General features: G+C 67.3%; 22 protein-coding genes. 7 read left to right on the top strand and 15 right to left on the bottom strand.

Annotation, left to right across the window (positions count from 1 at the left end):
- Positions 1–13: 13 nt before the first annotated feature.
- The 5 genes from OP498_RS00175 to ppsA all read right to left on the bottom strand — a co-directional run bounded on the left by OP498_RS00175 (position 14) and on the right by ppsA (position 7,044).
- Positions 14–475, bottom strand: a complete 462-nt coding sequence (locus OP498_RS00175) for a hypothetical protein (RefSeq protein ID WP_280551577.1) — start codon at positions 473–475, stop codon at positions 14–16.
- An 82-nt stretch (positions 476–557) separates the two neighbouring features.
- Positions 558–1,340 carry a universal stress protein gene (locus OP498_RS00170; protein ID WP_280551575.1) on the bottom strand — a complete coding sequence of 261 codons (783 nt, stop codon included), beginning with the start codon at positions 1,338–1,340 and terminating at the stop codon, positions 558–560.
- Positions 1,330–3,747 carry an ATP-binding protein gene (locus OP498_RS00165; protein ID WP_280551573.1) on the bottom strand — a complete coding sequence of 806 codons (2,418 nt, stop codon included), beginning with the start codon at positions 3,745–3,747 and terminating at the stop codon, positions 1,330–1,332. Before OP498_RS00165 ends, OP498_RS00170 begins: the two co-directional genes overlap by 11 nt.
- A 119-nt stretch (positions 3,748–3,866) precedes the next feature.
- Positions 3,867–4,550 (bottom strand): anti-virulence regulator CigR family protein, encoded by a 684-nt coding sequence (locus OP498_RS00160; protein ID WP_280551571.1) that lies wholly within the window; start codon positions 4,548–4,550, stop codon positions 3,867–3,869.
- A gap of 121 nt (positions 4,551–4,671) precedes the next feature.
- Entirely contained in the window at positions 4,672–7,044 is a 2,373-nt protein-coding gene (ppsA, locus tag OP498_RS00155) for a phosphoenolpyruvate synthase (protein ID WP_280551569.1), read from the bottom strand.
- 313 nt (positions 7,045–7,357) lie between these two features.
- Between ppsA and OP498_RS00150 the strand changes: the two genes are divergently transcribed.
- Complete coding sequence (locus OP498_RS00150; RefSeq protein WP_280548294.1) at positions 7,358–8,191, top strand: pyruvate, water dikinase regulatory protein; 834 nt, start codon at positions 7,358–7,360, stop codon at positions 8,189–8,191.
- A gap of 138 nt (positions 8,192–8,329) precedes the next feature.
- Here OP498_RS00150 and OP498_RS00145 read toward each other — a convergent pair whose 3' ends face one another.
- The 6 genes from OP498_RS00145 to OP498_RS00120 form a co-directional block, all read right to left on the bottom strand.
- A complete protein-coding gene (locus tag OP498_RS00145) occupies positions 8,330–9,535 on the bottom strand; it encodes a CaiB/BaiF CoA-transferase family protein (protein WP_280551567.1) in 1,206 nt (401 codons plus the stop codon).
- Positions 9,536–9,639: 104 nt separating this feature from the next.
- Positions 9,640–10,821, bottom strand: coding sequence for an acyl-CoA dehydrogenase (locus tag OP498_RS00140; RefSeq protein ID WP_280551565.1), 1,182 nt, complete (start codon positions 10,819–10,821; stop codon positions 9,640–9,642).
- Between the two features lie 63 nt (positions 10,822–10,884).
- The gene (locus OP498_RS00135; protein ID WP_280548300.1) at positions 10,885–11,061 is read right to left on the bottom strand and encodes a hypothetical protein; all 177 of its coding nucleotides are present in this window, start codon (positions 11,059–11,061) and stop codon (positions 10,885–10,887) included.
- A 129-nt stretch (positions 11,062–11,190) separates the two neighbouring features.
- Positions 11,191–12,093 carry a 3-hydroxyisobutyrate dehydrogenase gene (mmsB, locus tag OP498_RS00130; RefSeq protein ID WP_280551563.1) on the bottom strand — a complete coding sequence of 301 codons (903 nt, stop codon included), beginning with the start codon at positions 12,091–12,093 and terminating at the stop codon, positions 11,191–11,193.
- Between the two features lie 50 nt (positions 12,094–12,143).
- The gene (locus tag OP498_RS00125) at positions 12,144–13,298 is read right to left on the bottom strand and encodes an enoyl-CoA hydratase/isomerase family protein (RefSeq protein ID WP_280551561.1); all 1,155 of its coding nucleotides are present in this window, start codon (positions 13,296–13,298) and stop codon (positions 12,144–12,146) included.
- Positions 13,299–13,308: 10 nt separating this feature from the next.
- Positions 13,309–14,475 carry an acyl-CoA dehydrogenase family protein gene (locus tag OP498_RS00120; RefSeq protein WP_280551559.1) on the bottom strand — a complete coding sequence of 389 codons (1,167 nt, stop codon included), beginning with the start codon at positions 14,473–14,475 and terminating at the stop codon, positions 13,309–13,311.
- A gap of 263 nt (positions 14,476–14,738) precedes the next feature.
- Between OP498_RS00120 and OP498_RS00115 the strand changes: the two genes are divergently transcribed.
- Positions 14,739–15,182 (top strand): MerR family DNA-binding transcriptional regulator, encoded by a 444-nt coding sequence (locus OP498_RS00115; RefSeq protein WP_280548308.1) that lies wholly within the window; start codon positions 14,739–14,741, stop codon positions 15,180–15,182.
- A 96-nt stretch (positions 15,183–15,278) separates the two neighbouring features.
- The gene (locus OP498_RS00110; RefSeq protein ID WP_280551557.1) at positions 15,279–16,967 is read left to right on the top strand and encodes an AMP-binding protein; all 1,689 of its coding nucleotides are present in this window, start codon (positions 15,279–15,281) and stop codon (positions 16,965–16,967) included.
- Positions 16,968–17,081: 114 nt separating this feature from the next.
- Here OP498_RS00110 and OP498_RS00105 read toward each other — a convergent pair whose 3' ends face one another.
- Positions 17,082–17,660, bottom strand: a complete 579-nt coding sequence (locus tag OP498_RS00105; RefSeq protein ID WP_280548312.1) for a hypoxanthine-guanine phosphoribosyltransferase — start codon at positions 17,658–17,660, stop codon at positions 17,082–17,084.
- A gap of 43 nt (positions 17,661–17,703) precedes the next feature.
- Positions 17,704–18,717, bottom strand: a complete 1,014-nt coding sequence (gene nagZ, locus OP498_RS00100; RefSeq protein ID WP_280548314.1) for a beta-N-acetylhexosaminidase — start codon at positions 18,715–18,717, stop codon at positions 17,704–17,706.
- 148 nt (positions 18,718–18,865) lie between these two features.
- Between nagZ and OP498_RS00095 the strand changes: the two genes are divergently transcribed.
- Genes OP498_RS00095 through OP498_RS00080 form a run of 4 tightly spaced genes read left to right on the top strand, consistent with a single transcriptional unit; the run spans position 18,866 to position 21,521 of the window.
- A complete protein-coding gene (locus OP498_RS00095; RefSeq protein WP_280548316.1) occupies positions 18,866–19,717 on the top strand; it encodes an A24 family peptidase in 852 nt (283 codons plus the stop codon).
- A 42-nt stretch (positions 19,718–19,759) separates the two neighbouring features.
- Positions 19,760–20,374 (top strand): dephospho-CoA kinase, encoded by a 615-nt coding sequence (coaE, locus tag OP498_RS00090; RefSeq protein WP_280548318.1) that lies wholly within the window; start codon positions 19,760–19,762, stop codon positions 20,372–20,374.
- A gap of 41 nt (positions 20,375–20,415) precedes the next feature.
- Positions 20,416–20,649, top strand: coding sequence for a DNA gyrase inhibitor YacG (gene yacG, locus OP498_RS00085; RefSeq protein ID WP_280548320.1), 234 nt, complete (start codon positions 20,416–20,418; stop codon positions 20,647–20,649).
- Complete coding sequence (locus OP498_RS00080; RefSeq protein WP_280548321.1) at positions 20,646–21,521, top strand: DNA replication terminus site-binding protein; 876 nt, start codon at positions 20,646–20,648, stop codon at positions 21,519–21,521. Before yacG ends, OP498_RS00080 begins: the two co-directional genes overlap by 4 nt.
- A 47-nt stretch (positions 21,522–21,568) precedes the next feature.
- Here OP498_RS00080 and OP498_RS00075 read toward each other — a convergent pair whose 3' ends face one another.
- The gene (locus OP498_RS00075; RefSeq protein WP_280548323.1) at positions 21,569–21,856 is read right to left on the bottom strand and encodes a hypothetical protein; all 288 of its coding nucleotides are present in this window, start codon (positions 21,854–21,856) and stop codon (positions 21,569–21,571) included.
- Positions 21,857–21,905: 49 nt separating this feature from the next.
- Positions 21,906–22,292, bottom strand: coding sequence for a histone-like nucleoid-structuring protein, MvaT/MvaU family (locus tag OP498_RS00070; protein WP_280548325.1), 387 nt, complete (start codon positions 22,290–22,292; stop codon positions 21,906–21,908).
- Between the last annotated feature and the right edge of the window lie 248 nt (positions 22,293–22,540).

The raw sequence follows: 22,540 nt of genomic DNA, 5'->3' as shown, positions 1-22,540 counted from the left end.
GTCGTCGCCACCCTTACCGGCGACAGCGCCACAGGGCCAGCAGGTTCATGCTGGCGAGGGTCAGCAGTGCGGCGGCGACCCAGCCCAGGGAACTGACCAGGCCGTGGAACTCGCCGGGAGCGGCCTGCGGCCGGAAGGCCATGCCATATTCGGCCAGGCGGCTGCCCGCATAGAGCAGCAACGCCAGCATGCCCAGCGGTAGCGGCGAACGCCGTCGGGCCAGCCAGCGGGTCAGGCGCCAGGGTTCCGGCGGTGCCTTGGCCGGTGCGGCCTTCCGCGCCCTGGACTGCGGTGCGGCCCTGGACTGCGGTGCGGCCCCGGGCCTGCTGGGCGCACGCCGCGGGGGGCGCCGCGACGGCTTGCGACCCGCGCCCGGCAGGCGCCCCACCAGCCAGCGCGTGGCACGGACCAGGCCCCAGCCCAGGGTAAAGCAGACGGAGAGCGCCAGGCCCCCCATCACCAGCAAGTATGCCATCCCGGCAGATCCCCCTTCGGCTCGTTGGAGGCGCTATCTTGCCAAATTCTCGCCGTCCTGTGGTCCAGAATCGCTTGGTCCCTCAAGGCACCACGATGACCGGGATCGGCAAGCGGGCCAGCAGGTCGGCATCCTGGTCGGCCAGGCGGGCGAGCTGGGGGCGATGGAGCAACAGGGCACCGTTGTCCGCGCGCGCCAACTGCTGCTCCAGTTGCCGGGCATCGGCCACCTGCAGGGTCTCCCTGCCATCGAACAGTCGAGTCAGCGCCTCGGGAACCGGCGGGAACTCGCCGCCCGCCCCGGGACCGTCCAGGGTGCGCAAGGGGCCGCGGGAAAGCGACAGCCGCTCATCCCAGATGACCACCGTGCAGGGCGCCTCCAGGATCAGGGCGCGGCTGGTGGAGCCCAGCCGCACGCCCCAGTGGCCCGAGAGCCCGGCCTTGCCGAGCACCAGCAGGTCCCCCGGGCCGGCCAGCGACAATGCCTCGCTGACCACCTGGCCGCGACTGACCCGCAACTGGTGTCGCAGCTCCCGGCCGGCCACCGCGGCCTCCAGGGCCTCGGTCACGCGCCGGGTCTGTCGGGCCATGCCAGCCTCGAGGTCGGTCCTCGACAACCGGCGCACCCGCCCCGAGACGGCGCCGATCTCCCGGGCAAAGGGAAAGCCGGCGCTGCCCAGCAGGTCCTGGTCCTCGACATAAAGCGCCACCAGCTCGGCGTGGCGCATCATCGCGAAATCCACGGCGGCGGCCAGTGCCGCCAGGCTGTGGCGGGACGCATCGAGCAGTGCCAGCACCCGCATCACCGGGACCGGCTCATCCGTAGTCTGTTCCCTGGGGTCTGGTCGAGACACGTCAACGTTCATCATCCGGCTCCTCGTGCTCCTCGTGCTCATCATCATCGCCACCCCGCTCCTCCTGGCGCGCGTGCTTCACCACCTCACGGAAATGGGCCAGCCGCTCGGTCACGCGGGCATCCAGGCTGCCCTCGGGGAAATGCCCCTGGGCGTCGGGGGCACCGATGGGCAGGCCGGTGAGCAGCTCCAGTGCCTCGTCCACCCGTGACACCGCAAAGACCCGGAAGCGCCCCTGCTTGATGGCGTCGCGGACCTCGGCCTTGAGCATCAGGTGCTCGATATTGGTCACCGGCAGGATCACCGCCTGGCCCTCGAGATCCCCGCGGGCGGCGCAGACATCGAAGAACCCTTCGATCTTCTCGTTCACGCCGCCCACCGCCTGGACCCGACCATGCTGGTCGATGGAGCCGGTCACGGCGAAGGCCTGGTCGAGCGGTACCCGGGCAATGGCCGAGACCAGGGCACACACCTCGGCCACCGAGGCACTGTCGCCCTCGATCCCGCCGTAGGACTGTTCGAAGGCCAGGCTCGCGGAGAGCGAGAGTGGCTCCTCCCCCGCATAGCGCGTGGCCAGGTAGCGCGACAGGATCATCACCGCCTTGGAGTGGATACGCCCCCCCATGCGCGCCTCGCGCTCGATGTCCACCACCTGGCCGTTGCCCGGCCGCGCCGTGGCGGTGATGCGCGACGGCTGACCGAAGGCATATTCGCCCAGCTGCAGCACGGAGAGGCCGTTGACCTGGCCAACCACGCGACCCTCGGTGGCGACCATCAGGGTGCCGCGAGTGATCATCTCGTGGCTGCGCTCGCGGATGCGCCCCGCCCGCCACAGCTGCTGGCTGACCGCCTTCTCGACATGGCGCCGGGCGATCACCGTGGCCGCTTCCTCGCCGGCCCAGTGGTCGGCTTCCAGCACCAGGTCATGAAGATCGCGGTGACGCGCGGTCAGCTTGCGCTGGTCGTCGGCCAGGCGGCTGGCCCGCTCGATCACCGCGGCCACGCCGCTGCGGTCCAGCGGACGCAGGGCCGCCTCGCGGGCCAGGGTCGCCACCAAGCGGGCATAGAAGGCCTCGTGCTCGGGGTCACGGTCGAGCTCGTCCTCGAGGTCGGCCTGGACCTTGAACAGCTCCAGGAACTCGGGGTCATGCTCGCAGAGCAGGTAGTAGAGCAGGCGCTCGCCCAGCAGCACGATCTTGACGTCCAGCGGGATCGGCTCCGGCTCGAGGGTCACCGTGCTGATCAGCCCATAGGCCTGCTCCAGCGACTCGGTGCGGATCTCGCCGGCCTTCAGTATTCGCTTGAGGGTCTCCCAGGCCCCCGGCTGGGTGAGCACGCCACGCACGTCCAGCACCAGATAGCCGCCATTGGCGCGATGCAGGGCACCTGGCCGAATCAGCGAGAAGTCGGTCAGCAGGGTGCCGTTGTGAACATGGTGCTCGATGCGCCCCACCAGGTGCTGGTGGGTGGGCAGGTCCTGGTAGATCACCGGTGCCCCCTGTGCCTCGGCGTTGTCCACGATCAGGTTGACCTGGAAGCGGCTGAACACCGCCTCCGCCGGGATGTCGGGCTCATCGGCGATAAAGGAGTCGACATTGAACAGGATCGCCTCGCGGATGGCGTCGAGGTGGGTCAGGACGCCCTCGTGTTCGGCATAGCGCTCCTTGAGCTCATCCAGCGGGGCGCCGATGGCCGACTCGAGCATCTCCGCGTTGAGGGCGTTGGCCTGGTCGCGCAGTGCCTTGGCCAGGCGTGGCATCTGGCGGATCGCCTGGGTCAGCTTGCGCTGCAGGATCTCGACCGTGGCCTCGATGCGCTCGCGATCGTCCTTCGGCAGCTTCTCGAAGGCCTCCGGCGCCATCATCTTGTCGCCGTCGGCCGGCGCGAAGGTGAAGCCGTTGGGGGTGGAGAGCAGCAGGATATCGTGCTCGCGGGCCTCGCGTCGCACGGCCTCCACGGCGTCGCGCTGGCGCTCGCCCATGGCCTGCTTGAGCTCGTGGAGGCGGTTCTGGTACTCCTCGCTCTCGAACACGGCAGGGATGGCGCTGCGCAACTCCTCGACCAGCGCCTCCAGGTCGGTGCGCAGCTGACGCCCCAGGCCGGGCGGCAGCGAGAGGGCCAGCGGCACGGCCGGATCGTCGAAGTTGTAGCGGTAGCACCAGTCGCTGGGAGGCGAGGCGGCTCGGGCCTTCTCGGAGAGGAAGCTGCCCACCAGGCTGTGCCGGTCGTGCCCGGGCTGGCCCAGCACGAAGAGGTTGAAGCCGTCACTGCGGATCGCGGTGCCGAAACTCAACGCGTCCCGCGCGCGCTCGTGGCCAACCAGCAGGTCCAGCGACTCGAGCTCACTGGTGACCTCGAAAGCGAAGACATCAGTCGGACACGTCCGGTACACCTGTGCCACCCCAAGGGGTTCCACCATAGCAGTTCTCCTTTGCAGACACCGGCAGTATGCGACAAGGCGAAGGGTCGTGCCTGATAGAGATCAAGGAGAGGGAGCGCAGGAGGGACGGCGGGCAACGGCGTGCCCGCCGGTGGCGATCAACGCAGGATATCGTGGATCACCTCGTAGATGATGTCGTTGGTGAGGTCGACCAGTACGGCGTCGGTCCCCACACGGCGCCATTCATAGCCCTCGTAATCGGGCAGATCACGCCGCACGCGCTCGTCGAACTTCCTGGCAATGCCGGGAGGCAGGGGCTTGCCGCGCGCCAGGTTCATGCGGATGCCGGGCGGCAGGCTGTCACGGTCGTCATGACGGATGACCTCGCGCCGACTGCGGAAGATCTCGCGAACCTCGCGCTCGTCGATCAACGGCCGCCTGGCCTCGTCGCGATAGCGTTGCCGGTCGCGATACTCTTCGCGGTCCCAGTCCCGGTCGCGATATTCCTCTCGTTGCCGATCGCGGTACTCGTCACGCTCCCGGTCGCGGTATTCCTCTCGTTGCCGATCGCGTCGATCCCGGTCGCGGTACTCGTCACGCCCCCGGTCACGGGACTCCTGGCGGTCGCGCTCGCCTTGAGCCTGGCCCTGGCCACGCGACTCCTGGGCATTCTGGCCCTGGCCCTTCTGGCCACGCTGCTGCTGGCCTTTTTCCTTCCAGGGAGCCGCCCCTTGAGCATTGCCCTGACCGTTGCCAGGCTGCGCCAGCAGCGGGGACGCGGCGAGAGCCAGGCCGAGGGCACCGGCCACCACCAAGGGATAAAGCGGGAAACGGGTCTTCATGCAGACCTCCTCGTCGGGGCATATACGCTCAGTCTAGACCGACATCGTGCAAGGGCCGTGCACAAAGCAAGACACCCGGGCAAGCCCGGGTATCGTCGATCAAGGACCGCCAGGCGCCGGGTCAGCCCAGGGTCTCGCCGGCCAGCATGAACCAGGTCTCGAGGACCGCATCGGGATTGAGCGACACGGAGTCGATGCCCTGCTCCATTAGCCACTTGGCCAGGTCCGGATAGTCCGAGGGGCCCTGGCCACAAATGCCGATGTACTTGCCCTGGGCGTGACAGGCCTGGATGGCCATGGCCAGCAGCTTCTTCACGGCCGGGTTTCGCTCGTCGAACAGGTGGGCGACGATGCCGGAGTCGCGGTCCAGGCCCAGGGTCAGCTGGGTCAGGTCGTTGGAGCCGATGGAGAAGCCATCGAAGTACTCCAGGAACTCCTCGGCGAGCAGGGCGTTGGCCGGCAGCTCGCACATCATGATGACCTTGAGGCCCTTCTCGCCGCGGGCCAGGCCGTTGGCGGCCAGCAGGTCGACGACCTCACGGGCCTCCTCGGTGGTGCGCACGAAGGGCACCATGATCTCGACGTTGTCCATCCCCATCACCTCGCGGACCCGCTTGAGCGCCCGGCACTCCAGCTCGAAGCAGGGGCGGAACGACTCCGAGATGTAGCGCGAGGCGCCGCGGAAGCCGAGCATGGGGTTCTCCTCGCCCGGCTCGTAGAGCTTGCCGCCGATCAGGTTTTCGTACTCGTTGGACTTGAAGTCCGACAGGCGCACGATGACCCGCTGCGGGTAGAAGGCAGCCGCCAGGGTGGAAATGCCCTCGACCAGCTTGTCGACGTAGAACGCCACCGGGTCGCGGTAGCCGGCGGTACGCAGGTCGATGGTCTGCTGCAGGTCGGCGGGCAGGGTGTCGTACTCGAGCAGTGCCTTGGGGTGCACCCCGATCATGCGGTTGATGATGAACTCCAGGCGGGCCAGGCCGACCCCGGCATTGGGCAGGCTGGCGAAGCTGAAGGCACGATCCGGGTTGCCGACGTTCATCATGATCTTGAAGGGGATCTCGGGCATGGCATCGACGCTGGTCACGCGGCGATCGAACTCCAGCAGGCCCTCGTAGACGTGCCCGGTGTCCCCTTCGGCACAGGAGACGGTGACGTCGCGCCCGTCGGCCAGCGCCGCGGTGGCATCGCCGCAGCCGACCACGGCGGGAATGCCCAGCTCGCGGGCGATGATCGCCGCGTGGCAGGTGCGGCCGCCCCGGTTGGTCACGATGGCCGAGGCGCGCTTCATGATCGGCTCCCAGTCCGGGTCGGTCATGTCGGTGACCAGCACATCGCCGGGGTTGACCTTCTGCATGTCATCCGGGGAGAACACCACCTTGACCGCACCGCGGCCGATGCGCTGGCCGATGGCCCGGCCGGCCACCAGGGTGCGCCCCTTCTCCTTGAGCTGGAAGCGCTCGAGCTTGCCGCCCTCCTGCTGGGAGACCACGGTCTCGGGACGCGCCTGGACGATGTAGAGCTTGCCGTCGTCGCCGTCCAGCGCCCACTCGATGTCCATGGGACGGCCGTAGTGCTGCTCGATGGTCACCGCCTGGCGGGCCAGGTCCATGATCTGCTCGTCATTGATGCAGAAGCGCCCGCGGTCGGCCAGCGGTACGTCCACGGTTTCCACCGACTTGCCGGCGCTGGTGTCGTCGGTGTAGATCATCTTGATCAGCTTGGAGCCGAGGTTGCGACGCAACACCGCCGGGCGGCCCGCCGCCAGGGTCGGCTTGTGCACGTAGAACTCGTCGGGGTTCACGGCGCCCTGCACCACCGTCTCGCCCAGGCCCCAGGAGGCGGTGACGAAGACGGCGTCGCGATAGCCGGATTCGGTGTCCAGGGTGAACATCACGCCCGAGGCGCCGGTCTCGGAACGGACCATCTTCTGGATGCCGGCGGAGAGCGCGACGTTCTCGTGGGCATAGCCGCGATGCACGCGATAGGAGATGGCGCGGTCATTGAACAGCGAGGCGAACACCTCGTGCACGGCGCGCTTGATGTTGTCGAAGCCCTCGATGTTGAGGAAGGTCTCCTGCTGGCCGGCGAAGGAGGCATCCGGCAGGTCCTCGGCGGTGGCGGAGCTGCGCACCGCGGCCTTGAGGTTGGAATGCATCGCCGAGAGCGTCGTGTAGCTCTCGCGCAGGTAGCGCTCGAAGGTCGGCGGCAGCGGGGTGTCGATCACCCACTGGCGGATCTCGGCACCGGCCCTCGCCAGCTCGGCCACGTCGTCGACGTCCAGGGTGGCAAGCCGGCGGTTGATGCGCTCGTTGAGCCCTTCGTGGGAGAGGAATTCGCGGTAGGCGTGGGCCGTGGTGGCGAATCCGCCGGGGACGGTGACACCCACGCCGGACAGGTTGGAGATCATCTCGCCGAGGGAGGCATTCTTGCCACCGACCCGTTCAACGTCCCCCATGCCCAACTGATCGAACCACTGAATGTAATCGTCCATGAGACCTCCCAGAAAAATCGTCGACGAGTGCATCACGCCGGTGGGCCTCGCTCGCGGGACTGACTCGAGGGTCTAGCGCGCGGGCCTCACTCGAGGGACCAGGGCATGATGGGATGCTGGCGACTCTACCAGCGACCTTCCATATTCGCCATTGGTCTAACATCGAAGTCACTGGAGGATTTTTACAACAGCGGGGCCATGAGCCCGTTTCCTGTAGTGACAGGCCCCGCCGCGCCGCCGCCTGACCCTTGTCCCGGCCCCGACCAGCACTGACAATAGGCCACACCTCCACACCGGACCACAGCGACCCGCCATGACGCGTACCGCTTTCTTCATCTCCGACGGCACCGGCATCACCGCCGAGAGCCTGGGACGCAGCCTCCTCGCCCAGTTCGAGAGCGTCGAGATCCGCATGTTCACCAAGCCCTATATCGACTCCCTCGAGAAGGCCCGGACCCTGGTGGCGATCATCGAGGCCACGGCGGTGCGCGACGGCGAGCAGCCGATCATCATCGACACCGTGGTCGACGAGCAGATCCGCGAGGTGATACGCCAGGCCCCGGGCTTCAAGGTCGACATCTTCTCGACCTTCCTCAAGCCGCTGGAGGAGGAGCTGGAGGCCCACTCCTCCTACAGCGTGGGTCGCACCCATGCCATTGGCCGCGACGATGTCTACATGGACCGCATCCACTCGGTGCACTTCGCCCTGGACAACGACGACGGGGCCCGCACCCACCAGTACGACCAGGCCGACATCATCCTCGTCGGGGTCTCGCGCTGCGGCAAGACCCCCACTTCGCTCTACCTGGCCCTGCAGTTCGGCATCCGCGCCGCCAACTACCCGCTCACCGAGGACGACCAGGACGAGAACGGCACCCTGAAGCTGCCGAAGGCGCTGGTCCCGCATCGCCACAAGCTGTTCGGGCTGACCATCGACCCGCGACGACTGGCGGCGATCCGCCATGAGCGCCGGCCCAACAGCCGCTACAGTTCCATGGACCAGTGCGCCCAGGAGGTCGAGCAGGCCGAGGGGCTATATCGCCAGATGCACATCCCCTATATCGACACCACCCGCTTCTCCGTAGAGGAGATATCCACCCGGATGATCGCCGAGACGGGACTGACACGGCGGTTTTCGCCCAGATAGGAGCCAGTGACCAGCATGCGGCTTAACCGGCAACAGGTCTACGCGGAGGCGCTGTGAACCCATCCGTGGGCGCTACCGACGCCATCCCTGGCGTAGGACCTCCGCTACGACCTGTCCCCGGCGCCGCCAGTTGGTTTCTTACCTGACCACGCCTGCCCGTCTGAGCTTGGCAATATCCTCGGGCGTCAGCCCCATCTCGGCGAATATCGCATCGCTGTCCTGGCCGAGCCGAGGTGGCGCCAGCTCGCTGCTGGCGGGCTGCCCGTCGAAGCGCAGCGGGTTGGCGACCTGGGGCACCTCGAGATCGCCACGGCGCAGCGTCCGGTGCAGGCCGCGATGGCGCACCTGGGGGTCGTCGAAGACCTCGGTCAGGGTGTTGATGGGGCCGGCGGGGAGTCCGCGCGCCTCCATCTCGGCCAGCCAGTCATCGCGGTCGCGCTCGAGCAGAATCTTCTGGATCAGTGAGACCAGCACCTCCCGGTTGCCGACCCGGGCAGCATTGCTTGCGTAGGCGGGATCCTCGGCCCACTCGGGATGGCCCAGCATGTCGGCCAAGCGCGCGAACTGGGCATCGTTGCCCACGGTGAGTACCAGATGGCCATCGGCGCAGGCAAAGGCCTGATAGGGCACGATATTGGGATGGGCGTTGCCATGACGCTCGGGTGAACGGCCTTCGACCAGGGCGTTGAGCGCCTGGTTGGCCAGGGTGGCCACCTGAACATCGAGCAGCGCCAGGTCGATGTGCTGTCCTCGACCGGTGCGTGCACGCTCCTGCAGGGCGGCCAGCACGCCCACCGTGGCATAGAGACCGGTCATCACGTCGGTGATGGCCACGCCGGTCTTCATGGGCATGCCATCGGGCTCGCCGGAGAGGCTCATCAAGCCGCCCATGGCCTGGATCATGAAGTCGTAGCCGGCCCGGTGAGCATAGGGGCCATCCTGGCCGAAGCCGGTGATCGAACAGCCGATCAGGCGCGGATTGATCGCCCGCAGGCTGGGGTAGTCGAGCCCGTACTTGGCCAGGCCGCCAACCTTGAAGTTCTCGAGCAGGATATCGGCGCCCTTCGCCAGTGCCCTGACCAGGTCCTGACCGCCCTCGGTGGCGATATCCACGGCCAGCGACTGCTTGCCGCGGTTGGCGCACAGGAAGTAGGCCGCCACCCGTTCGGCAATGTTCTGCTCAGCCAGCCAGGGCGGCCCCCAGCCACGGGTGTCATCGCCACGCGAGGAGTGTTCGACCTTGATTACTCGGGCCCCGAGGTCGGCGAGCAGCTGGCCGGCCCAGGGGCCGGCCAGCACCCGCGACATATCGAGCACCGTGATGCCGTCCAGCGGTCCGCTCATCTTGAGCTCCTTGCTCGCTCGGGGCTGATCCGGCAACAAGCCCCACATCCCTCGACTTGTTCCCCGCACCCCTCGTTATTGTCAGCGTGTATCGTTCTGGCCGATCAGTCGGTAAAGGCCTGGATGCCGGTCTGGGCGCGCCCGAGGATCAGGGCGTGGACGTCATGGGTGCCCTCGTAGGTATTCACCGCCTCGAGGTTCATCATGTGGCGGATCACGTGGTACTCGTCGCTGATGCCGTTGCCGCCGTGCATGTCACGGGCCATACGAGCGATGTCCAAGGCCTTGCCGCAGTTGTTGCGCTTGATCAGCGAGATCGCCTCCGGCACCAGCTGGCCGTCGTCGATCATGCGGCCGACGCGCAGCGCGGCCTGCAGGCCCAGGGTGATCTCGGTCTGCATGTCGGCGAGCTTCTTCTGAATCAGCTGGTTGGCGGCCAGCGGGCGACCGAACTGCTTGCGCTCCAGGGTATAGTCGCGGGCCGCATGCCAGCAGGCCTCGGCGGCCCCCATGGTGCCCCAGGCGATGCCGAAGCGGGCGCGGTTGAGGCAGGAGAACGGCCCCTTCAGGCCGGTGACGCCGGGTAGGCGCTGATCGTCCGAGACCTCCACGTCCTGCATGGCGATCTGGCCGGTGATGGAGGCGCGCAGGCTGAACTTGCCCTCGATCTTGGGGGCCGAGAGCCCCTTCATGCCCTTCTCGAGGATGAAGCCGTTGACCACCCCCTCGTCGTCCCGGGCCCAGACCACGAAGACATCGGCGATGGGCGAGTTGGTGATCCAGGTCTTGGTGCCGTTGAGCCGCCAGCCGCCGTCGGTGTGGGTGGCACGGGTGCTCATGCCGCCAGGATCGGAGCCGTGGTCGGGCTCGGTGAGGCCGAACGCCCCCACCCACTCGCCGCTGGCCAGTTTCGACAGGTACTTCTCGCGCTGGGCCTCGCTGCCGAAGGCGTGTATGGGGTACATCACCAGGCTCGACTGCACGCTCATGGCACTGCGGTAGCCGGAGTCGACGCGCTCCACCTCACGGGCGATCAGGCCATAGCTGACATAGTTCAGCCCGGCGCAGCCGTAGCCGTTGATGGTCGCGCCGAGCAGCCCCAGCTCGCCCATCTCGTTCATGATCTCGCGGTCGAAGCGCTCGTGGCGGTTGGCTTCCAGCACCCGCGGCAGCAGTTTCTCCTGGCAATAGTCGTGGGCGGTCTGCAGGACCATGCGCTCGTCTTCGGAGAGCTGGTCGACGAGGCGGAAGGGGTCGTCCCAGGTGACGGGAGTGATCTGGCTCATGGGGTGTCCTCGGTTGGCGTGCTGCCAATTTCTACATTTTCACTAAATGTAGACCAATGAGCGTCATCTGCCAAGCCCACCGTCCCTGATCTTGGCGTTCAGCACGCCCTGGCGTGCCAGCTCGGCGCGGATCTGCCGCCAGGCGATCAGCGCGAAGCGCCTGACAACCGAGAGTCGCATGGCCCGGGCGTGGCGGGGTCGGAATGCAAGGGAGAAGGACGGGAAAGCGGGTGCGCTCATGCAAGGTCTCGACGTATAAAGGACAACCTCCAGCAGAGTAATCTGCTGGAGGTTTTTCTTGGCCGCTTGGCTGCTTGGCCGCTTGGCCGCTTGGCCGCTTGGCTGCTTGGCCGCTTGGCCGCTCGGTACTTACGTATCCTCGCCCGCCCGGTACAGCGTCTGGATGCTGGAGAAGTCGAGCTGGCCGCTGCCCTGGGCGCTATGCAGCGCGAAGAGATTGCGAGCCTGGGAGCCCATCGGCACGGTGGACTTCGAGCCCAGCGCCAGCTCCCAGGCCAGCCCCAGATCCTTGGCCATCAGGTCGGTCAGGAAGCCGCCCTGGTAGTCCCGGGAGGCGGCGGCGCCCTCCATCACCCCGGGCCAGGGGTTGTAGCCGTTGAGCGCCCAGTTGCCGCCGCTGCTCTGCTTCATGATCTCGGAGAGCACGGCCGGGTCCATGCCGTTCTTCACGCCCAGCGCCAGGGCCTCGGCGGTGCCCGACATCAGGATGCCCAGCAGCATGTTGTTGCAGATCTTGGCCACCTGGCCGGCGCCCGCCTCGCCGGCGTGGAAGATGTTCTTGCCCATGGCCTCGAGCAGCGGCTTCGCCTGGTCGAAACCGGCCGCCTCGCCGCCGACGATGAAGGTCAGGCTGCCGGCCTTGGCACCGCCCACCCCGCCGGAGACCGGGGCATCCAGATAGGTGAAGCCGCGTTCGGCGGCGGCGGCCCCCACCAGGCGGGCATCGTCCGGCGCGATGGTCGAGGAGTCGACGAGCAGCGGCTTGCCGTCGAGGGCATCGAGTAGCCCCGGCGCGCCGTCGCGGCCCAGATAGAGCCCCTTGACGTGCGCCCCGGCCGGCAGCATGGAGACGACCACGTCGGCGCCGGTGGCGGCCGCCTCGGCGCTGGCGGCGCGCCGCGCGCCCTCGGCTTCCAGTGACTGGATGGCGCTTTCGACCAGGTCGAAGACGGTGACGTCATGGCCGGCCTTGACCAGGTTGATGGCCATGGGCGCACCCATGTTGCCGAGGCCGATAAAGGCGATATTCATTGGCATGACTCCTGATGCATTGTGAGTTATTCAGGGACGACTTGCGTTCCTCATCCGATCCGATGACCGACGCCGAGGTCGCGCAGAGGATGTGACTCGCTGGACCAGAGCGGGGTCATCAGGGCCTGGATATCGGCCTGGGCCACCCCAGCGACGCTGGCATGCTGCCAGCGTGGCGCCTTGTCCTTGTCGACCAGCAGCGCGCGCACCCCCTCCACGAAGTCCCCCTGGCGACAACACTGCACCGACAGGCCGAGTTCGTCACGGAAAGCGTCGGCGAGGCTGGTGTGGGCGTGACGCTCGATCATGCGCCACACCAGCTGGGCACTCATCGGGCAGCCGGCCTCGAGACGCGCGCGGTTGGCGGCGAGCCAGCCGTCGTCGGTGGTGTCGCGCAGGATACGCTTGACGGCCGTGGCGGCATCCACCCGGCCCACCAGCGCCTGGATATGGTCGAGATGCGGCCACACCTGGCCGGCCGGCACGGTGCGGCGGTCCTCGTGGTCATCGAGCACCGCCTGCACCCCGGCACGCAGCGCCGGCAGGCTGCGATCGCCGTAGTCGGCCTCTTCCAGGGCGCCGAGCAGCGCCTCGCGGCGCTCGCGCGGGATAAGGCGGTCGGCCAGCCCCAGGTCCAGGGCGTCACGGGCATTGAGCTGGGCCCCGGTCAGGCCCAGGTAGGCCCCCACCCCGGGGGGCATGCGGCCCAGGAACCAGCTGGCACCGATGTCGGGATAGAGGCCGATGGTGATCTCCGGCATGGCGATGCGCGTGGTCTCAGTGGCCAGGCGCTGGAAGCCGCCGGCCATCAGCCCCAGGCCACCGCCCATGACGATGCCGTCGCCCCACACCATCAGCGGCTTGGGGTAGGTGTGGATGCGGTAGTCGAGGCGATACTCCGCGGTAAAGTAGGTCTCGGCGAAGATACCGTCGCGGCCGGCACCGCGATTATCGCCCTCCTCGGTCAGCGAGCGGTAGAGGGCCACCACGTCACCACCGGCACAGAAGGCCTTTTCGCCACTGCCCTCGAGCCACACCGCCACCACGTTGCGGTCCACCGCCCAGGCCTCGAGCTTGGCCTCGAGCTGGCGGATCATCTCCAGCGACAGGGCGTTGAGCGACTTCGCGGCGTTGAGGGTGGCTACGCCGATGCGGCCGCCATCGCGGGTGGGCAGCTCGTCGAAGAGCACTGCAAGATCCGACATCTGGGGTCTCCTATTGCAACGATTCGATGACGCCGTCGGCCAGCAGGCGACGGGCGACGATCAGGCGCATGATCTCGTTGGTGCCCTCGAGGATCTGATGCACCCGGGTATCACGCACCATGCGCTCCAGGGGAAATTCCCTGAGGTAACCGTACCCTCCATGGATCTGCAATGCCTCGTTGCAGACCGTGAAGCCCATGTCGGTGGCGAAGCGCTTGGCCATGGCGCAGTGGGCCGTAGCCTCGGGATCGCCCTGGTCTAGCCGCCAGGCGGCATGACGCACCATCAGCCGCGCAGCGGTCAACTCGCTGGCCATGTCGGCGAGCTTGAACTGCAGCGCCTGGAAGCTCGAGAGCTCGCGGCCGAACTGCTTGCGATCACTCATGTAGTCACGGGCCAGGGTCAATGCCTGCTGGGCCGCCCCCAGGGAGCAGCTGGCAATGTTCAGGCGTCCACCGTCCAGCCCCTTCATGGCCAACTTGAAGCCCTCGCCCTCAGCACCCAGCCGGTTGGTAACCGGTACCTTCACCCCGTCGAAGCTGACCAGGCGCGTCGGCTGGCTCTTCCAGCCCATCTTCTCCTCGTTCTTGCCATACTCGATGCCCGCGGCATCGGCCGGCACCAGGATTGCCGAAATGCCGGCTGCTCCGCTGTCGGGTGCGCCGGTGCGGGCCATCACCACCAGCACGTCGTTGGCGCCGGCACCGGAGATAAACATCTTGGAACCGCTGATCACATAGTCATCACCGTCACGCACCGCCCGGGTGCGAAGGCTGGCGGCATCGGAGCCGGCACCGGGCTCGGTGAGGCAGTAGCAGCCCAGGCATTCCCCGCTGACCAGGCGATCCACCCAGGTCTCGCGCAGCGCATCGTCGCCCCAACTGGCGACCATCCAGGCCACCATGTTGTGGATGGTAAGATAGGCGGTCGTGGAGATGCAGCCTTGAGAGAGCTGCTCGAAGATCAGCGAGGCATCCAGGCGGGAAAGCCCGAGACCTCCCCGCTCCTCGGGGATATAGATCCCCAGGAAACCGGCCTCGCCGGCGCGACGGATCACGTCCACCGGGAAATGTGACTCGGCATCCCAACGTGCGGCGTGGTCGGCCAGTTCGGCCCGGGAGAAATCAGCGGCGGCCGCAGTCAGCGCCTTCTGATCATCGGTCAGGGAGAAGTCCATGGGGAATCCCTCTCGTTCAGCAATGGATGGGTGACGTCTTTGTGGTTGTTGTCCGGGCCGCTGCAGCCCCGGGCAGTTCTCGAGGACACCCCGGCAGCATCACCGTCTCGCCCGTACGGCTGGACACCAACCTAGCACTTGCTAGGTTTATCCCATATCACCCCATGGTCGAACAAGCACTTTACGTTAACGTAAACCTCGTCTAGTGTTGCCAGACGAGGTGGGAAACCGCCGGTTCACCACCCGGCCACAGGATCGACGTCATGACACAGTCAACTGCCCCGGCCCATGAGGCCAGCCAGGAAGCCCTGCCCCGCCAGCACCGACACTACAGCATCGGCGAGCTGGCGAGGATGTTCGAGGTCACGCCACGCACCATCCGCTTCTACGAGCAGGAGGGGCTGCTGGCGCCCCGCCGCGAGGGACAGAAGCGTATCTACCGCGAGAAGGACCGGGTGCGCCTGAAGCTCACCCTACGCGGCAAGCGGCTGGGATTCTCGCTGGCCGAGATCCGCGAAGTGGTGATGATGTACGACGCCATGCCCGACGGCAACGCGCGCCAACTGTGGCGACTGCTGGAGATACTGGCCGACAAGCGCGCCAACCTCGAGCGGCAGCTGGAGGACATCCGCCTGATGCGCATGGAGCTCGACGACGTGGACCACCGTGCCCGGGAGGTGCTGCGCGGCCTCGGCCACGAGGCCTGAGCATCGAACAGGCGACCCGGCGCCGCCTAAGCGAACCACGACATCATCACCCGTTTCACGCACACCGCCACAGGCAACAACAAGACGAGAAACACCATGACACGCCAACATCAATCGATCAGCTACGTCAGCGGCATCAGTGATACTCCCCTCAAGGGCCAGACCATCGGTGACTGTTTCGACGACACCGTGTCACGCTTCGCCGAGCGCGACGCCCTGATCAGCCGCCACCAGGGGCTGCGTTACAGCTGGAAGGCACTTCAGCAGGCCGTGGACGAGGCGGCTCGCGCCCTGCTCGCCCTGGGAGTGGACAAGGGTGACCGGGTCGCCATCTGGTCGCCCAACTGTGCCGAATGGACCATCACCCAGTTTGCCACGGCGAAGATCGGCGCCATCCTGGTCAACATCAATCCCAGCTATCGCACCCATGAGCTCGAATACGCCCTCAAGCAGTCGGGCGCTTCGACACTGATCCTGCAGGGCGCCTTCAAGGCCTCCGACTATGTTGCCACCCTGGCCGAGCTGGCCCCGGAGCTGCGTGACGGCGCCCCAGGCACCTTCTCCTGCCAGCGCCTGCCCGAGCTCAAGCGGGTAATCTGCCTCGATGCCGACCGCGCCCTGACCGGCATGCTGACCTGGCCGCAGATGCTGGCCCATGCCGACGAGGTCTCCGCCGAGCACCTGGCCGATGTCCAGGCCAGCCTGCAGTTCGACGACCCGATCAACATCCAGTACACCTCGGGGACCACGGGGGCACCCAAGGGGGCCACCCTCTCCCACCACAACATCCTCAACAATGGCTTCTTCGTGGGCCGCACCATAGACCTCAGCGAAGCCGACCGCATGGTGATCCCGGTCCCGCTCTACCACTGCTTCGGCATGGTGATGGGCAACCTGGGCTGCGTGACCCACGGCGCTACCATGATCTACCCGGGCGACGGCTTCGACCCCGAGCAGACGCTGCGCGCCGTCTCCGAGGAGAAGGCCACCACGCTCTACGGAGTGCCGACCATGTTCATCGCCGAGCTGGAGCATCCGGAGTTCGAGAGCTTTGATCTCTCCAGCCTCCGCACCGGCATCATGGCCGGCTCCATCTGCCCCATCGAGGTGATGCGCAATGTCATCGACCGCATGAACATGCAGGACGTCACCATCAGCTACGGCATGACCGAGACCAGCCCGGTGAGCATCCAGACCCAGACCGACGCCCCGCTGGAAAAACGCGTCACCACGGTGGGCACCATCCATCCCCACCTGGAGGTCAAGCTGGTCAGCCCCGATACCGGCGCCGCAGTGCCCCGCGGCGAGACCGGCGAGCTGTGCACCCGCGGCTACAGCGTGATGCTCGGCTACTGGAATAACCCGGAGGCGACCGACAAGGCCATCGACGAGGCCGGCTGGATGCACACTGGCGACCTCGCCACCATGGATGAAGAGGGCTATGTGGCGATCGTCGGGCGCATCAAGGACATGATCATTCGCGGCGGCGAGAACATCTATCCGCGCGAGGTCGAAGACTTTCTCTACACCCACCCGGCCATCTCGGACGTGCAGGTGATCGGCGTCCCCGACGAGAAGTACGGCGAGGAGGTGATGGCCTGGATCAAGCTGACCGAGGGCGAGTCGCTCAGCGAGGAGGAACTCAAGGCCTTCTGCAAGGGCCAGATCGCCCACTACAAGGTGCCACGCTACGTGAAGTTCGTCGACGACTTCCCGATGACCGTCACCGGCAAGATCCAGAAGTTCAAGATGCGCGAGGAAGCCACCCACGAGCTGGGGCTGTGACCCGGGCTGCGCCCGGGAGCTGTAAGCCGTAAGCTTGAAGCTGGAAGAGAACACCCCGCAGCCCCAAAGGCCCGCGGGGTTTTCTTATGGCTTGGCGGCTTGGCGGCTTGGCGCTCAGAGCCCCCTGGGCGCGTAGATGCCCGGGGCATTGCGCCAGTAGCCCTTGTAGTCCATGCCGAAACCGAAGACATAGCGGTCGGCGACTTCCAGGCTGCAGTAGTCGGCCCTGAGGCCGGGCACCGCCTTGCGGTCGTGCTGCTTGTCGACCAGCACCGCGGTGGAGATGCTTGCCGCCCCCGCCTGCCGGCAGTAGTCGAGAATCGCGGCCAGGGTGGCGCCCTCGTCGAGGATGTCATCGACGATCACCACGTGACGACCGGCCATGGGCACCTCCGGGGAGACCCGCCAGAACAGCTCGCCACCCCGCAGGCCCCCCCGATAGCGGGTGGCATGGAGGTAGTCGACCTCCAGCGGGAACCCGAGCCGGGTCAGCAGGTGCCCGGTGGTGATCAGCCCGCCGTTCATCACGCAGTAGAAGACCGGCAGGCGGTCACCCAGGTCGCGGGTGATCTCGTCGGCCATGCGGTCCAGCGCACGCTCGACCTCGGGCTGGGAGATCAGGCAGTCGGCATTGTCCATGACATCGCGCATATCGGTCAGGGACGGCAGGGAATCGGCATCGAGTCGGGACATCGTCGGTCGGCTCTTGATGGGAATCGGAGGAAGGAAGGTCGGTTCAGCCGGCGGCCATTGCCTCGAGCCGCGCATGGACGCGACGCCAGCGCGACAGGGCCCCCAGCGCCTTGAGGTCGGGACGCGCCCTGGCGTAGCGCAGCCGCGTGGCGCGACGCACCTGGCGACCCTGGCAGGCGTCCAGCACCTCGCGGGCCGCGCTGCGGTCGTTGCAGACCAGCAGCATGTCGCACCCCGCGGCCAGCGCCAGCCGGGCCCGCTCCGCGGGCGTGCCGGCAGCGGCCGCACCGGCCATGCTCAGGTCGTCGGAGAAGATCACGCCCTTGAAACCCAGGCTCTGGCGCAGCATGCCCAGCCAGGCCGGGGAGAAGCCCGCCGGACGCGGGTCGAAGTCGGAATAGACGACATGCGCGGGCATCACCGCATCGAGCCGGGACGCCAGCTCGGCGAAGGGCAGGAGGTCGTGGCGGCGCAGCGCCTCCAGGGGGCGCCCATCCACTGGCAGCTCATGATGGGAGTCGGCCGCCACGCCACCATGGCCCGGAAAGTGCTTGCCCACGGCCACCATGCCCGCCTCGTGCAGGCCATCGAGGAAGGCACGCCCGAGGCGGGCCACCGCCCGGGGGTCCGCGGAAAAGCTGCGATCGCCGATCACGCTGGAACTGCCCCCGTCCACATCCAGCACCGGCGCGAAGGAGAGGTCGAGGCCGCAGGCCGCCAGCTCCATGCCCAGCAGCCAGCCGGCATCCTGGCAGAGACGCACCGTCACCTCGGGCTGCAGGGCGAAGTCACGCCCCAGGCGGCCCATGGCCGGCAGGCGGGTGACGCCCTCGCGCAGTCGCTGGACCCGCCCCCCTTCCTGGTCGACCGCCAGCAGCAGGTCGGGGCGTATGCGACGAACCTCATTGCACAGGGTGCGGACCTGGTCGGCCGAGGCGATATTGCGGGCGAACAGGATCACGCCCCCGACCTCGGGACGCACCAGCAGTTCCTGCTCCTCGGGGGTCAGACTGAGGCCCTCCAGATCCAGCATCACCGGTCCGAGCATCTGGGTCATGAGCGTGCCCCTGGAAGATGAAAGGCAACCGATTCTAGACCAAAGCCGCAGCGCAGGACAGCCCGCGAGCGACACGCCAGTATCCAGGCAATCGACGCCATCCCCCGATACAATAGAGGACCGGAACCGACTGGACAGGAGTCACCCCTTGCTCGCCGACCTCCCCCCCTTCCTGCTCTGTCCCCTGGCAGTCGTCCTGGGTCTGTGCCTGGGCAGCTTCCTCAATGTGGTGATCACCCGACTGCCGGTAATGCTGATGCGCGGCTGGCGCGCCGAGGCCCGCGAGGCCCTGGAACTGGAACCGGAAGAGGCACCGCCCTTCAACCTGGTGACCCCCCGCTCGCTGTGCCCGCGCTGCGAGGCCCCCATCGCCTGGCACGACAACATCCCGCTGCTGGGCTGGTTCAAGCGCCGCGGGCGCTGTGCCAGCTGCCAGACGCGCATCAGTCCCCAGTACCCCCTGGTGGAGTTCGCCGGAGGCGTGCTGGCCGTGGCGGTGCTGGCGCTCTTCGGGCCGACCCTGGAGGCGCTGTTCATCCTCGGCGCCTGCCTGGCCCTGCTGGCCATGGCGGTGATCGACCTGCGCACCCAGCTGCTCCCGGACCTGCTCACCCTGCCCCTGCTGTGGACAGGGCTGCTCTACCAGCTGCTCTTCCAGCCGTTGCTGCTGCCCTCGGCCGTCATCGGTGCCATGGCCGGCTACCTCGTGCTGTGGAGCTTCTACTGGCTGTTCAAGCTGGTCACCGGCAAGGAGGGCATGGGCTACGGCGACTTCAAGCTGCTGGCCGCCCTGGGCGCCTGGCTGGGCTGGCAATACCTGCCGCTGGTGCTGATCCTCTCCGCCGGGGCGGGGGCGGTGGTGGGCATCCTCATCCAGCTGGCCATCCCCCGCCTGCGCGGTGCCCCGCTGCCCTTCGGTCCCTGGCTGGTGATGGCCGGCTGGATCGCCCTGCTGGCCGGCGAGCCGCTGATGGCGCTCTATACCGGACTGCTGTATTGAGATCACCATGACGCGAACCATGCACCAACGAGGGAGACGAGGATGATCATCGGCGTGACGGGCGGCATCGCCTCGGGCAAGTCCACGGTGGCGCGGGCCTTCGCCGCGCGGGGCATCCCCTGGGTGGATGCCGACGAGGTCGCCCGGGAGATCGTGGCCCCGGGGGAGCCGGCCCTCGCCGAGATCGCCGAGCACTTCGGGCGCGAGGTCCTTGCGTCCGACGGCGGCCTGGACAGGCGGGCACTGCGCGAGATCGTCTTCGCCGATGCCGAGGCACGGCGGCAGCTGGAGCGGATCACCCACCCGCGGATACACCGGCGCCTGGAGGCTTACCTCGAGCGGCTCCAGGCCCAGGGGGCTCCCTATGTGCTGCTGGTCTCCCCGCTGCTGTTCGAGTCCGGCCAGGACGCAATGGTCGACCGCTGCCTGGTCATCGATGTCCCCAAGGAGACCCAGATTGCGCGCACGGCGGCGCGCGACGGGGTGGACGAGGCCCAGGCCCGGGCCATCATCGCGGCCCAGATGTCACGGGAGGAGCGCCTGGCGCGCGCCGATGACGTGATCGACAACTCCGCCGACGCGGCAGGCCTGGACGCGCAGGTGACAGAACTCGACCGTCAGTATCGAGCCGCCGTCGGTTTGCCTCCCGGGCCCTGATTCGTCATCCTTCCCCGACACCCTGCCGAAGACGACATCCCATGAACTCGCAAGACACCACGCGCCCCCTGGAAGTCGCCTGCCCGCAGTGCCGCAAGAAGGTGCTGTGGCACGAGGCCAACCCCTACCGCCCCTTCTGCAGCAAGCGCTGCCGCCTGCTCGACCTGGGCGCCTGGGCCGACGAGTCCCATCGCATCGCCGGCGAACCCGCCATGGACGAGACCGACCTCGACGCCCTGCTGGCGCGCGCGGACCGGGACGGCGAACCGTCGTGAGCGGTGAGGGGCAGCGCCCGGAATACCGCCTGCTGGCCGAGTTGGAGGCCCTCTTCGATCATCTGTTAGAAGAGAGCGACGCCCTGGTGGCGACCTGGCAGGCCTCGGGCGCCGCGGCCTGGTCCTTCGCGCACGACTCGGCCGATGCCGCCTGGCTGCGCCATGCGCTGCTCGACGTCTGGTACCAGGATGGCCAGGACGGCCGCGCGACCCGCAGCCATGTGGGCCTGGTGGCCGCCGACGAGACGGTGATGGAGGCGGTCGCCCGGGTGAATGCCACCAAGAAGGCCTTCGCCGCGCTGCTGGCGGAGATCCGCAGCGAAGTCCCGACGCTGATCCCGGAGATCAAGGCAGTGCTGCCCTTCCGGCATCCTGCACTGCATGACCACCTGCGCGGCACGGGGCTCGCCAGGCTGCACCTCAAGCAGTGCTGGCGGGCGATCCCCCTGGCCGAAGCCCCTGTGGCCCGCGTACGGCTGGCCTGGTATGCCAGCGGGCGCTCGATCAAGCGGCTGACGGTGCGCGAAGCCGAGCAGAAGCTGCGGGCCCTGGACAGCGAGGCCCCCCACGTGCGCATCCAGCTGCGCCGCCTGGCCGGCATCCCCGATGGCGAGCCGCTGGCCCAGGTGCAGAACCAGGCCCCGCTGATGCGCGCCAACCTCTTCTATCGCGAACCGCTCGAGGATGGCCGGAGCCGGCGCGCCATGAACATCGCCCTGCCGTTGTTCGTGCCCAGCCCCGACGGCCGACTGCCCGATCACAACTTGCCCCCTTCTCACCCGCCGGCCACCCGCACCCGGGCTCGGCGCCGCGACGAACGGCTGGAGGACACGGCCTTCCTGCCGAGCCTGCGCGCCTATCGATACAGATGACGGGCGCTACCGGTGGCGGACGCCGAGGGTACAGGGCAGGCGGGGAGTCAGGCGATCCGCTCGAGGGACCTGAGGGTCCGCAGTAGGCGGCTGACACTCGCGGCCGGCTGGGCGTACTCGGCCATCAGGTCTTTGAGGCGCTGTTCGAAGGCGCGCTGGAGGGCCTGCTCGTCCTGCGGCTCGGCTCCGGCCTCCTGTTCCACGCGCGCCAGTGAACGGACCGGCGGCCCGGTGGGAATATCGAGTTCGCTGTCGGGACGCTCGAGTTCGCGCAGTGCATCGGCGAAGGCTTCATCGAGTTCGCGGAACTTGCGCAACTTCTCTCGTTCGTCCATGGGCTGTCGGGGACTGTGTGGTTTCATTCGATTCCATTGGTGTCGAGACTCACTCCTCGACACGCACCAGCCAGGACTCGACGGTATCGGAGCCGTGCTCATCCTTCCAGGCCTTGAGGGTCTTCTGGTTGCCGCCGCGGGTTTCCACGACTTCCCCGGTATTGGGGTTCTTGTAAATCTTCAACTTGCGCTTGCGGCGGACACCGCCGGTCGCCGGGGCGGCGGCACTGCTTCGAGACACCGCGGCCGGCGTCGGATCGAGCAGGGCGATGACGTCGGCGGCACTCTTGTCGAACTCGCGCATCAGCGCTTCGAGCTTTTCCTTGAACTCGAGTTCGGCCTTGAGGCGGTCGTCGTTCTGCAGCTTGTCCATATCTGACTGGAGCTGCTTGAGCTGCTGCTCCATCTGCATGTAGTTGCTGAGCAGTGATGACATATAAATAGTTCCTTCTCGGGGATGACAGGATGCAGCGGCATTATTGCCTTTTAAAACTTCCTTGGCAACAGTATGAACATGGATCCGAAGTTCGGCAAACAACACCCGTGAGGTTTAGCGGCACACGTTGCAAATAACTCGTCCCGAAAAACCAGTGGGGCACTCAACAATATCAATTCATTCGCCGAGAGTTGTCTCGAGCCATGAAAAACATCGGCCCATGACAAAGGCGCCGCCCGAGGGGCGGC

Origin of the sequence: Halomonas sp. 25-S5, from assembly GCF_029889845.1 — a bacterium.
Taxonomy (GTDB): domain Bacteria; phylum Pseudomonadota; class Gammaproteobacteria; order Pseudomonadales; family Halomonadaceae; genus Halomonas.
Note: the sequence above shows the minus strand (reverse complement) of the source record. Positions and strands in the feature narration are given on the sequence as shown.